We start from the raw sequence: 12,803 nt of genomic DNA, 5'->3' as shown, positions 1-12,803 counted from the left end.
CAAGATGCTAGAAAAGATGCCGACAAGTATGACCGCGAAGCGCGTAAAGCTGCCGACAAGGATATGAAGGCTGCCAAAAAAGATGCGCAAGATGCTAGAAAAGATGCCGACAAGTATGACCGCGAAGCGCGTAAAGCTGCCGACAAGGATATGAAGGCTGCCAAGAAGGATGCGCAAGATGCTAGAAAAGATGCCGACAAGTATGACCGCGAAGCGCGTAAAGCAGCTGACAAGGATATGAACGAAGCTAAGCGAGATGCGCAAGATGCTAGAAAAGATGCCGACAAGTATGACCGCGAAGCACGTAAAAAAGCCGACGAACTTAAACGCGAAGTTGAAAAAAAACCAATCCCAGAATAGAGGCAGAGCAAAGGTATGTTTATGCCGATAGGCTGGCAACCTATAAAATAGAACAAATAATAAAGCCAGCAATTGATTGCTGGCTTTCTAGGCTTAACTCTCGTTTTTTTCTAGCTAAGCTTCTGTAAGAAGGCTAAAAGTAGCTGCTTGCCGTCTCTACTCGATAAAAGGTATCCATGATAGGTTGAATCACCTTGTTTGCGGCCTTTATATTACGGCGTTCATACCGCAGGCTAAAGCCGTAAACGGTCGACATGATTGCCCCAAGAACAGATGCACAGATAAGGTACTCGCTACTATAATAGGCCGCGGTAACCGTCAACCCCAGTAGTAGTGCCACCACCAATTTGGCGCTAAAGCAGGTCTTGTCATCGTTGACCACAGGCTGTGGCATCCGCGCAGGGCTCTTACGAGGGGGCGCAGCCTTTATCGGTTCCGCCGTTGGGGCTTGGCTACTGGCGCAACTTAGTTGCTCGCATACTATTTCACTTGCTGACTCAGTAGTGGTTTCGGCTTTAACGTCTATGCTATTAATGCTATCAACGACTATGGCATTAAGAGTGACGATCGGTTCTTGCTGTGCTTGTTGAGACTGACCACAGTGAAAGCAGTACTTGGCATGATTGTGCACTTGGCTTTCGCAGCAATATTGATAGCAGCTATCACTCATAAGCCATATGTAGGCTTGCATTGCTAAGATTGATTGTTTTCAAATTAACTCTGAAATATGTGAAGTTAATCACTCATGGTTAAGGGGCTCGTAGCCTACAATATCGCCATCTCGTAATGTCATATCATAATCAATAAGTCGTCATCGGCAGAAAGCATATTTCTGGCGATTAAGTGCGTGCGTTTTTTACAAAAAAATTAGCGCGATACACTTTATACCTACTGTTTGGGGCGCAGATTCGCTGAGTTAAAGATGGAAACAATCTATTCATGAGTACCGCAAGCAACAAACCCAATTCTGTTGGTAACGACAACCTTGACGCAGCCGCAGTTAATGCCGCGCAGGTGCCAGCTAAAGGCGGGTTGCTAGAACGTTTTTTTAAACTGTCAGCCCATAACACTACAGTGTCGACTGAGGTCATTGCCGGCATCACCACCTTTATGACCATGGTGTATATCGTGTTTGTGAACCCACAAATTCTATCGGCTGCAGGAATGGATCCAAGCGCGGTATTTGTGGTGACCTGTATGATCAGTGCTATTGGCTGTATTGGTATGGGCTTGATAGCTAACTTACCAATAGCATTGGCACCAGCCATGGGCTTGAATGCATTTTTTGCCTTCTCTGTGGTTGTGGGGATGGGCGTAAGCTGGCAAATCGGTATGGGCACCATTTTTTGGGGCGCGGTCTGTTTTGCCATAGTGTCGCTACTTGGGATCCGTTCGTGGATTTTAACCAATATTCCAAAATGTTTACGTATTGGTATTCCTAGCGGTATTGGTTTGCTGATAGCCATGGTTGGTTTTACTAATGCCGGCATCGTCGTGGCAAGTCCTGCAACTATGATTACCGTTGGTGACTTAAGCTCACTGCAATGTGTACTCGGCGCGTTAGGCTTCTTTATTATTGTGATTTTGGCTTCACGTGGTATTCATTCTGCTGTGCTGGTTTCGATTGCGGTTGTAACGACTATCGCAGCGTTAATGGGCGATATTGAGTACACTGGCATCGTGTCTATGCCGCCAAGTATTGCTAATACCTTTGGTCAGCTCGATCTCGCTGGATCACTTGATGTGGCGCTAATGGGGGTTATTTTCTCATTTGCCTTAGTAAGTCTTTTCGATAGTTCAGGCACCATGATTGGCGTCACTGAAAAGTGCGGGTTCACCGATAAACGCGGTCGTTTCCCGCGGATGAAACAAGCCTTGATCACCGACTCTGCAACCTCTGTTGTTGGCGCTTACATGGGCACATCAACGGTTACTGCATATATTGAAAGTTCGGCAGGTGTGGCTGCTGGTGGCCGTACTGGTTTAACTGCTATTGTCGTCGGATTACTGTTTGTTTTAGTCATTTTCTTCTCGCCACTTGCGGCCATGGTGCCAGGTTATGCGGTTGCTGGCGCACTGGTTTATGTGGGCATTTTAATGTCATCTGAGCTAGCAAAAATTGATGGCAAAGATCTGACTGAATCGGCACCAGCCTTTATTACTGCGGTGATGATGCCATTTACCTTCTCGATTACCGAAGGTGTCGCAGCAGGTTTTATCACTTACTGTGTGTTAAAGCTGGGCACAAATCGCTGGCGTGAAATTCACCCAGGGGTGGCTATCGTTGCACTACTGTTTATTTTCAAATTTGCTTTTGTTGATGGTCATTAATAGCGATCATTAATCGCAGAACACAAGTCGCATATTGATTTGCGATAAGCTAATAAAAAGGCTCAGAAGGAAATCCTTCTGGGCCTTTTTTGTATGACTTGATTTAGACGGCTAAGCCGCTTACTTGTTAATCACCAATTGGCCTTTTACCCACACCTTACGGATGTTCTGACGGCTATTGAGGGTGATGATTTTCTCAAGCTTGTCTTTAGCCGAGTCCATCTCATCGAGGATAAAGATATTGCTGTCAGCAACGGCAGTATCAACCACTAGGGCGTCAAACTCAAACCCTGCTTGGAATAAACCCACTTTAGCATCGATAGCCTGTCCGCCGCCCACCGTTGCCATCCAGTAAGATTCTAAGAAGGAGATCCGTGAACCACTTTCGCCGCGAGTATCGGCTGGCAAGTAGGTCGAGGTGCCATCTTCGCGTACGCGTGAGTGGTTAACCGCATCTAAGCAAGTGTGGAATATCGACGGGATAGGCGCGCCAGCTAAGTCACTACCTAGACCGCACTTAAGTTCGTTATCTAAAATCTCTCGAGTCTGCATTGCCGCATTAGCAAAGTACATGTTCGATAACGGGCAATGGGCAATACTTGCGCCTGTAGCCTTAATCACTTGGTGATCATTTGGGGTTAAAAAGATTGAATGGGCCAAAATGGTTTTGCTGGTCATTAAGCCAAAATCACGATAGATCTCAACATCGGTCTTGCCATACATCTGTTGGCTATAATCCCGTGCCCAGTCGCTCTCAGAGCAGTGAGTCTGCACATGGCATTGGTACTTTTGCACCAAGTCGCCTAAGCCCTGTAGCATGTCGCTGGTGCAACTTGGCACAAAACGCGGGGTGACAACCGGTGATACTAACTGATGCTCGTTGCCTTCAAGGGCCAGTACTTGCTGGATAAAGTCTTCGGTCTCGATAAGGGCATCTTGGGTAGATGCTTCGATATAAAATGGCGGGCATTGGCTGGCTTCATCCATATTGACCTTGCCAACATAGCCACGCTGGCCTTGCTTTACACATTCACGAGCAAGCTCAACTGAGGTGTGTTTATGGATAGTGGCAAAGTAGACGGCGCTGGTGGTGCCGTTGGCAAGCAGTGACTGCACTAATTCTGGATAAATTTTCTTGGCAAAATCCATATCTTCAAATTTGGCTTCAAGCGGGAAAGTATAATCTTGCAGCCAGTCGTACAGTGGCAGATCTAGCCCTTTCCCCGCTTGTGGGAACTGCGGCGCATGCACGTGTAAATCAACCATGCCCGGCATTAGATACTGGGTTGGAGTTAATTCGATGAGTTGCTTTTTACTCGATAATTCGTTGAGCTGTGCTTGATAATTGGCATCTTTTACGGTGAGGACAGATTTAATCGTACCTTGACTATCGACCAACACTAAAGCCTTAGCTGCATACTCAAAATCACCTTTCACAGGACAATGAAAATACTGTCCCAATACACCAAATTTAATCTCTGACATCAGTATGCATCCATCTTATTAATTGTAGGGTTATTGCGGCCGGAGTATTACATGAGCTCACTCAAATTTAATAAAATAAGCGGCGTTTTGTGACCAAGCTAATAGACTAAATAAGCAGCCGCTTAATTTGCAGCCAGTAGCCTATATTGACTGGCGTTAAACCGGCGCAATTGATCCTTTGTTTAAAATAGAACTGCAGTCTTTTAATCATTGGCTATGATCTGTAAAGTACGCCACATAATGTGCTTAGGGCTAATGGGCTCTATAGCTGGGTTAAAGAGATAAGAGTATTAACGATGAGTGACGAGCAAAATGTTATCGATAATCTAGATGACCTAAGACGCTTTTTAGTGTCGGTTGAAACGGGTGGTTTGGGTCTTGAAGGTGTTGCAGGTGTTGGAATGGCAACCAATAATGCCGATGGTCGCCATTTCGTTGCGGTGTTTGATAATAACCATAAGCTTTTACACGCTCGTTGGGTCACCGATGAAGTGTATGAGACGGGCAAAGATATGGTGCGTGACGGCGTAAGAGGCCAACATTAAAGCGCTAGAGGTAAGAGTGAGCACTTACACTATGTGGCTCAATTTGCCCGATAAATGATATTGAGCCCAAGGTTAATCACCTTGGGCTTTTTTATTGTGCTAAACCGCTAAACCGCTAAACCGCTAAACCGCTAAACCGCTAAAGGGAGACGTGAAATTTCAATCCTAGTCGCAGTCTCAAGCAATAATATTGATTATAATCAGTCTATTGTTTTATCTGTCCGACTTAACGAAATAAGGTATTTGCAATGCAAACCGCTGAACAATTTATTCAACATTTAAAACTCGAACAACATGTGGAAGGCGGTTATTTCCGCTCTTCATATCGCTCAGAACAAGCGTTCGACGATACGCGTGCACTGTGGACCAGTATTTACTTTTTGCTGCGTACCGGAGAGGTGTCTAATTTTCATCGCTTAACAGCCGATGAAATGTGGTATTTCCATGCAGGTGAATCTCTCACTATTTACATGATTGATGAGCAAGGTGAGTTGACCACCGCCCAGTTAGGCTTAGATTTAGCAGCGGGTGAGCGGCCACAGTTTTTAGTACCAAAAGGCTGCATCTTTGGCTCGGCGATGAATAAGCCTGGCTTTTCATTAGTGGGTTGCATGGTGTCACCTGGTTTTACCTTTGATGACTTTGAGCTGTTTAGCCAAGAAACCTTACTAGCAGATTACCCTCAGCATCAAGAGATCATTAAGCGTTTAAGCCGCTGTGGCGTTGGAAGTTAGTTATAGCTAGTTAGTTGGTGAGTTCACGCTATTAAGAAAAGGCGCTAGGTAATTACCTAGCGCTTTTTTGTTGCTAAGGCCTTTTGTTATAAAGCGCCTAGCTATAAACAGTCTCGCTGCAAGGGGCGATACAGATAGGCATTACAGTGGTTGTAGGCCTAAATACAGGGCGATAGCACTGGCTATGGTTGCCACTATTGGTAATAGGTTTCGCACTAAACCTTGAGAGAATTTCCCTTGAAAAGCCACATAATCAATGTGTTGCTGTTGTGCTTGATTCAAGTGGCTTGCCGTTTGTTCTAGCTTCGCGGCCAGTTTATTCACTTGCTGTTCATTGCGCTGCGATTGCTCTGACAGTGTTTGAACAGTTTGTTTGAGTGCATCAATCTCTTCAGCTTGCGCTTGCAACTGTAGACTTGTTTGTTGATGTTGCAGTTTTAGCTCGGCCTTTTGTTGGTTGAGTATTTCGATAGCGCTGTCTTGGTAGGCATCTTTTAGCTTTTTAGCTTCACTCTTTTGTTGTAGCTCATTGATTAATTGTTGGCGGTTATCGGCACCTTGGATGATTTGTTGTGAGGTTTTATCTAAATAGGCGATTTTGGCACTTTGCTCTGAATCGAGAATATCTTTAACTTCCACAAAATCATCAAGTTCCATAAGTTTTTGCTCATGGTTTTCTATCTGCTGTGATTGAGCGAGTTGATAGCAGACCTGCTGTTCGATTTTGGTGACGATAGCCAGTGCGGCTTCTTTTTGGTTGCAGTCTAATGTGCGATCGTCTTTGCTCAGTTTTACAATCTTTTCGACTAAGGCTTCATGAAACTCTTTTAGGAAGCCATTTTTAATGTTCTGCACCTTGAGCACTATGGTTAAGATGTTTTGGGTGACTTCTAGACTCGCACCAAGGTTTTCAACCATAGCCGCGAGATCTTTATCGTTGCGGCCTGAAATGCTGCCAAAGGCGTTACTCCAAAATCCTTTGTCATTGATTTGGTTAGCAAGCTTTTGCACATCTTTAGTGGTTTTTAATGCTTGGGTGAGTTTAGTTAAATTGCTTTCAAAATCTTGAAAGAACACTTGATACTCTTGTCTTTCAATAAGCTCTTGTTTGGCTTTTGCTAGTGTCACGCTTTTGCTCCTAAGGAAATACTGTTTAGTCTGTCTTCGATGCTGAAATGTTCGATGGCTTGGTGTTGTTTAAGTTGCTTGGTTTGAGAGGATAAGTCGAGTAACAACTCTTGGGATGAGCGCATGTAATCTTCAAGGCCATTGATCATTATTAACTCTTTTTCTGCATTAATCACCAACTGCTTACAGGCGCTTCTTTGCTGCTCTAGAGATTGATGTTGCATCGGATTGTAGTTAACAATTTTCTCGACAATTTGTGGCACAAAACCCGATAAGTAGTGACTAGAAACACCAAAACCAACTGCGGCTATGGTTGCTGCAATGTAAGGCGCAAATGGCGCGATAGGCGGAATGAGTGCAGTCAACTGTGCCTCAATGATGGGATCGAGCGCATCCCAAATCACTAAACAACCACTGGTGATGATGGTTTCCGATATTTTTTGCACAAGCTCTGCCTTACTCAGAGTCTGTTTACCCTTATACAGCTGCCATGCAGCGTAACCTAGGTCGTAAATATTACGAGCCAATTGGTAGATTTTACGGATAGCACTCGAAAAGGCGTTAACAATAAACTCAAAAATACCTTTTAGCAGTGAACCTGGATTTTTCAGAATATTGGTAATGACAGACCACACTTTGTTGAAGAGGCGTTTTATACGGTCTTTAAGTTTGGTTTTGCCCCCGGAAACAATATCGACAAGTTCATCTTTGAGGGCTTTAATACAAGTTGTTATCAGCGTTTCTAGTACGCTCCAACCGACATTCTCCACAGCGGCTTTAGTTGCACCAGCAGTAAGGCTAGCAGTGCTACCTGAAGCATCTTTCATTTTCTTAGCTTCAATATTTGAGCGAGTTCCTTGTGCGTTCAGTAATTCCTCGCGAGCATTAACCGCTGGTTGTGCTTCTTTAATTAGATGCGCTTCAATCGCCGCGGCGGTTTCTTTTGATTCACAAGAGATAAACTTCACCACACAACCTTCGGTTAGTTGCTCTGAAAGCTTATATTGTTCGCCATTATTGAGCTTTTGACGGTTTTCATTGAGGTGGCCTGCATGCCAGCGACTGCGAATGTTCGCACTATCACCAACATAAACGGGCGTATTGGTTTTATCGAACACGACATAAACCCCTGGCTTCCCCGGCACTTGGTGTAACCCCTCCGCCATACCATCTTTTACAGTAAATTGACCATCGTATTGCATGCTAGATAGTGACGAGATCCCATGAGATAAGCTTTTGCTAATCATCTCTTTCCAATCTACACCTCTATTAGCCACTTCCATGACATCTATTGCTGATGTTGCAGCAAATGTGTCCTCGATTGTTTTTTTTACACTAGGGTGCTTACTGCCAGCTTGTGAGTTATTTTTGTTTCTTACTCCGCCAACCAGCTTACGAGTGACGTTATCTATGGCTTTATCAACAATGGCGTTAGAAAGTGGTGAAAGGCTGTGTGTTTCTTTGGCTGTGGTCGCTGTGTTCACGTAGGCATCCTTGTCAATTTACAGGGCGGGTTTATTTCAGACGATGGCAGCTTATTGAACAAAAGGCGTTAAGCTCTTGCTCAAATAAGCGATGATGCGAAAGTTAACATATAGTGAACTTAGCCACAACAGTGTGAACGAGGGGTAAATGTTTATTTTTAAAGCGTAATACCAGTCGATGACTGGCATTATCTTATTGTGACAGTGTTAAGGCTGCTTTGCTAACACGGCGTCAATGTCTGCGGCGCTATGGCGCTCAGCTAATTGCTCCCACTCCTCACCCCATGAGCGGTTAACGATACGACCCCGTTTAACTGCGTGGCGAACACTGATCTGTTGTGCCCAGCGTTGCAGGTTAGGGTAGCTGGTGACATCTAAAAACTCGGCGGCATCGTATAAGTTGCCAAGCACTAAATTACCGTACCAAGGCCAGATGGCGATATCGGCAATACTGTACTCGTCACCCGCAATATATTCATTGTTAGCAAGTTGCTTATCGAGCACGTCAAGCTGACGCTTTGCTTCCATAGTGAAGCGGTTGATGGGGTACTCGAACTTTTCTGGTGCATAGGCATAGAAATGGCCGAAGCCGCCACCAAGGTAGGGTGCGGAACCTTGTAACCAAAATAGCCAGTTCATCACTTCGGTTTTAGCGGCAATTTCTTTTGGCTGCAAGTGACCAAACTTTTCAGCTAAATAAAGCAAGATATTACCGGATTCAAAGACTCGGATTGGCTCGGCTTCTGAGGTATCAAGCAACGCGGGGATTTTCGAGTTTGGATTAATTTCGACAAAGCCTGAGCCGAACTGTTCACCTTCACCAATATTGATCGGATAGGCATCATATTCAGCCTCTTTTATGCCTTTAGCGAGCAACTCTTCCAGCATAATCGTGACTTTTTGGCCATTAGGTGTCGCCAGCGAATGCAGCTGTAGCGGATGATTACCTTTGGCTAATACGTGTTTATGTCTTGGACCAGAGTCTGGACGATTGATGCTGGCCCACTCGCCACCATTTTCATTATCCATGATCCAAACTTTTGCGGGAGTGTATTGGTTTTTCATGTTATGTCCTATGGGAATCCGCCCAGTCAATGGTGTTGTTATAAGCGACTTTGATGGCTTTGGGTTAACAGTATAGATATCGGGGTAAATTATGGTTTTAAAACCCTTATGGATATAACCGTTTAATCTGGTTGAGATGGCTTAGGAATAAAAGAGACGGAATAAAAAATGCCAGTCAGGTAACTGACTGGCATTTTGTTTAGCTTAGTTCTAGCTTCGAGCTAGTGTAGCCCAAGCGTATTACCAGATGCGAACGCGCTGATCTTCTGGTAGATACAGCTCGTCACCCGGTTTTACGTCAAATGCTTTGTACCAAGCATCGTGGTTACGTGGCGCTTGAGCGCGGTAGCGGCCCGGAGCATGGGTGCCTGCACGTAGCTGGTTTAGCATGCTTTGTTCAGTACGTTTTTCTTTCCATACTTGTGCCCAAGCAAGGAAGAAACGCTGATCACCGGTAACACCATCAATCACAGGGGCTTCTTTACCGTTAAGGCTAAGTTTGTATGCGTGATAAGCCATTGACAGGCCACCCACGTCACCGATGTTTTCGCCTAGACTGTTGCGGCCGTTAACGAAGTTCTCAGGGATAGGTTCATACTTGTTGTACTGCGCGGCAAGTTGGTCGGCTTTAGCATCAAATGCGGCGCGATCGGCATCTGTCCACCAGTTGCGCTGAATACCATTGGCGTCAGACTTAGAACCTTGGTCATCAAAACCGTGGCCCATTTCATGGCCGATAACCGCACCAATGCCGCCGTAGTTGACGGCTGCATCGGCATTCGGATCGAAAAACGGTGGCTGTAGAATCGCAGCTGGGAAAACAATTTCGTTAAACGAGCTGTTGTAGTAGGCATTAACGCGCTGTGGAGTCATGCCCCAACGGTTACGGTCAGTTTTCTTAAGCTCTTTAGCGACACTATCGGCATTAAAATACTGACGTAGGTTTTGAATATTACCGACTAGATTTTTGTTGGTTAGCTCTACACCATCAAACTCTTGCCACACATCTGGGTAACCAATTTTTGGATTAAATGCCGCAAGTTTAGCATGAGCATTCACTTTAGTTTCGGCGCCCATCCAATCAAGACCGTCAATACGCTGACCCATGGCTGTGCGTAGGTTTTCAACTAGCTCAGCCATCTGCTGTTTAGATGACTCTGGGAAGTAGCGCGCGACATATACCTTACCGATAGCAAAACCAAGTGACTGGGTACCTGACATTTCAGAGACTGCACGCTTCCAACGTGGGCGCGGCTCTTCTTGACCATTTAAGGTTTTGCCATAAAAACCAAAATTGGCAGCGTAAATATCTTCAGACAATAGGCCGGCGTTGTTGCTCACGGTATGGAAGGTCAAGTAATCTTGCCATACGTTAAGTGGCTGCTGGTTGACTAAGTCAATCATGGCTTTAACAGGTTCTGGCTGAGAGATATTCAGCTGTGGCACTTGGTAGCCAGTTTCGGCAAAGTAAAGGTCCCAATCAAAACCTGGGTACTCTTTTGCTAAATCAGTGCGCTTTACTTGGTTTAACGTGAGGTCGCGGTTACGACGCTTTTCACGTGGCCATTGACCTTCAGCCATCTTAGTCTCTAATGCTAAGATAGCCTCGGCGCGGGCTTGGCCATCTTTAATGCCTGCAAATGCTAGTATTTCAGCAATATGAGTAACGTAAGCTTGACGAATGTTAACGAAGCGCTCGGCATCTTCTAGGTAGTATGAACGATCTGGTAAGCCTAAGCCGCCAGCACCGATAGACATCTCATACTGGTTTGGATCGAGGCGGTTAAACCACATGCCACCCGAGATAGGTGAGGTGGCACCTGTTAACCAAGCTTGACCAAATACTTCAGTTAAGTCGTCTGTAGACTTAATGGCACCGATTTGATCAAGTGTGGCTTGGATAGGGGTGATACCAAGCTTGTTGATGGTTTCGGTATCCATGTATGACTGGTAAAAGTCGGCGATTAACTGCTCTTCTGCATTAAGGTCGCTGCGGCTGGCGATATCATCGATGATCTCTTTAACTTGCTTTTCGCTGCGCTCAGCTAACCCCGTAAAGGCGCCGAAGCGGGTTTTGTCAGCTGGCATCACGTAGTTGTCGTACCATGTGCCGCTAGCATGCATAAAGAAGTCATCACCGGGTTTTACAGCTTCGTTACGCGCGCTTAAGTCGACGCCAAAGCTACCGAGCTCGGCTTTGGTGTTGGCGTTTTTGGTAACTTCTGTTTTGGTTTCTTTCGTTTGAGTATTCACATCTGATGCGCCGCAGCCACCTAAAAAGGTTGTTGCTAGCGCCATTGCGATAAGGGACTTTTTCATTATGTTAATCTCTTCCTTGCCAATTAGTTTTTATCGATTTTGTAACGGTTCTTATTATGATTTTTCAATAAACTTTTTATTATTGTTAACTAAGCTATCTTCTAGAATTGGCATAAAATGTCAATATTTGAATTGTTAATAAGTTTTTAGCAAGATCAAAATACTGCAATAGAAGGGGTTACGGATATAAAAATAGCAGCTATTTGGCTGCTATTTTTAATTGTAGATAAAGGCGACGAGTTTACGCTGTAGCGGCTTTATTTATCGATTTTCTGTTTCTGTTAAAGACTCGGCGATAGAAAGTCACTGCGCTAAACATCAATATCATGCAAGCTATCAGTGACACTGTCGTAATAAACAATGAGTAGCTAAACGGCATATTAAGAGCGTCATGTAATGGCCTGACAAAACTTGCAACTTGCCCTGATAATGGTCTGTCACTGTGCTTGATGGCATCTTTAATCATGCCTTTCTCGAAGCTCATCGTCATACGGTCTGCTTCACGTAGCCATACGTCGTTGTGACTATCGAAGCGAATGCTGTAATTGAGTTCAGTCGCTATTTCGCCCTTTTTAATGCGCGGCTTGCTGATTGCGACTAGGTTTGATTCTGGCCATAGATCTTGCGCTGTTTGTAGCTGACTTTGCCAGTGACTTGTTTGGCTGGCAGGGTAGCTAATCTCAGCGAGAGGCTGCTTTAGTGCCCCTATCCATAGACTCTTATAAGTGATTAAAAAGCCGCTGATACACAGAATCAATAGTGGAATAGAGATAAACAGACCTAGCTGAATATGGCTTTTTACTAAGCTGCTTGAGCGGGTATTAGCTGGAATGCTTTGCTTTAATCTAAAGCCCTTACGTATACGCCACCATAGATAAATCCCGACTAAGGTTACCGCACCACCAAGCAAAGATGCCCAAGCGTTAATGTATTTACCACCAAAGTCTTCTAATAAGAAGTTGCGATGTAACCAAAATACGGTGCGGTAGCCAGGAATATCACCAAATGAGCTGACTGAAAGCTCATTAAGTTCACTGTCTAATGCTATGGTTTTTCCTCGGGTTGCCGCTTGAATATAAGGAGTATGCTCTGTTGGAAAGCGCACGGTACTCATTGCTGGATAACGTTCAAATAAGACTTCTACGGTATGCGCTTTTTGCTCGATAGATAGTGGCGCATATTGCTGGCCTTTATCATCAAGTCGCTTAAACATATCAACACTACCTAGATATACACCAGTAGTGAGTACAATCAGCATGGTGATACTGATGAAGAAACCGACCCAATTATGGAACCATTTTAGCGTCGCAACAGCGTTCATATTTACATTCTCAAATCGGTATAGGCAAAAC

The 12,803-nt window shown here is 44.7% G+C and carries 10 protein-coding genes and 1 pseudogene; 4 read left to right on the top strand and 7 right to left on the bottom strand.

All coding sequences use genetic code 11. The features are described from left to right. Positions 1-360 (top strand): annotated as a pseudogene (locus ACVBIL_RS13320) (hypothetical protein); the annotation flags it as partial. A gap of 133 nt (positions 361-493) precedes the next feature. Here the strand turns inward: ACVBIL_RS13320 and ACVBIL_RS13315 are convergent. Then, positions 494-1,030, bottom strand: a complete 537-nt coding sequence (locus tag ACVBIL_RS13315; RefSeq protein ID WP_447167455.1) for a hypothetical protein — start codon at positions 1,028-1,030, stop codon at positions 494-496. A 362-nt stretch (positions 1,031-1,392) separates the two neighbouring features. Between ACVBIL_RS13315 and ACVBIL_RS13310 the strand changes: the two genes are divergently transcribed. Then, the gene (locus tag ACVBIL_RS13310) at positions 1,393-2,691 is read left to right on the top strand and encodes an NCS2 family permease (protein ID WP_447167456.1); all 1,299 of its coding nucleotides are present in this window, start codon (positions 1,393-1,395) and stop codon (positions 2,689-2,691) included. 120 nt (positions 2,692-2,811) lie between these two features. Here the strand turns inward: ACVBIL_RS13310 and guaD are convergent, their stop codons facing one another. Next, positions 2,812-4,176, bottom strand: a complete 1,365-nt coding sequence (guaD, locus tag ACVBIL_RS13305) for a guanine deaminase (RefSeq protein WP_447167454.1) — start codon at positions 4,174-4,176, stop codon at positions 2,812-2,814. Positions 4,177-4,472: 296 nt separating this feature from the next. On the opposite strand from guaD, the gene ACVBIL_RS13300 reads away from it, so the two are divergent. Further along, a complete protein-coding gene (locus ACVBIL_RS13300) occupies positions 4,473-4,721 on the top strand; it encodes a hypothetical protein (RefSeq protein WP_447167453.1) in 249 nt (82 codons plus the stop codon). Between the two features lie 248 nt (positions 4,722-4,969). Continuing rightward, entirely contained in the window at positions 4,970-5,455 is a 486-nt protein-coding gene (locus ACVBIL_RS13295; protein ID WP_447167452.1) for a cupin domain-containing protein, read from the top strand. Positions 5,456-5,596: 141 nt separating this feature from the next. Here the strand turns inward: ACVBIL_RS13295 and ACVBIL_RS13290 are convergent, their stop codons facing one another. From ACVBIL_RS13290 to ACVBIL_RS13270, 5 genes are all read right to left on the bottom strand, one after another. Continuing rightward, on the bottom strand, positions 5,597-6,583 hold the full coding sequence (locus tag ACVBIL_RS13290; RefSeq protein WP_447167451.1) for a hypothetical protein: 987 nt from the start codon (positions 6,581-6,583) through the stop codon (positions 5,597-5,599). Then, entirely contained in the window at positions 6,580-8,067 is a 1,488-nt protein-coding gene (locus ACVBIL_RS13285) for a GIY-YIG nuclease family protein (RefSeq protein WP_447167450.1), read from the bottom strand. The genes ACVBIL_RS13290 and ACVBIL_RS13285 overlap by 4 nt, the downstream gene beginning before the upstream one ends. 207 nt (positions 8,068-8,274) lie before the next feature. Beyond that, positions 8,275-9,132, bottom strand: coding sequence for a glutathione-dependent disulfide-bond oxidoreductase (yghU, locus tag ACVBIL_RS13280; protein WP_447167449.1), 858 nt, complete (start codon positions 9,130-9,132; stop codon positions 8,275-8,277). Positions 9,133-9,372: 240 nt separating this feature from the next. After that, positions 9,373-11,451 carry a M13 family metallopeptidase gene (locus tag ACVBIL_RS13275; protein ID WP_447167448.1) on the bottom strand — a complete coding sequence of 693 codons (2,079 nt, stop codon included), beginning with the start codon at positions 11,449-11,451 and terminating at the stop codon, positions 9,373-9,375. Positions 11,452-11,692: 241 nt separating this feature from the next. Further along, on the bottom strand, positions 11,693-12,772 hold the full coding sequence (locus ACVBIL_RS13270; protein ID WP_447167447.1) for a PepSY-associated TM helix domain-containing protein: 1,080 nt from the start codon (positions 12,770-12,772) through the stop codon (positions 11,693-11,695). Positions 12,773-12,803: the final 31 nt, after the last annotated feature.

This window comes from Shewanella sp. 125m-7 (assembly GCF_052977045.1).
This window is presented reverse-complemented; position numbering and strand designations above follow the sequence as displayed.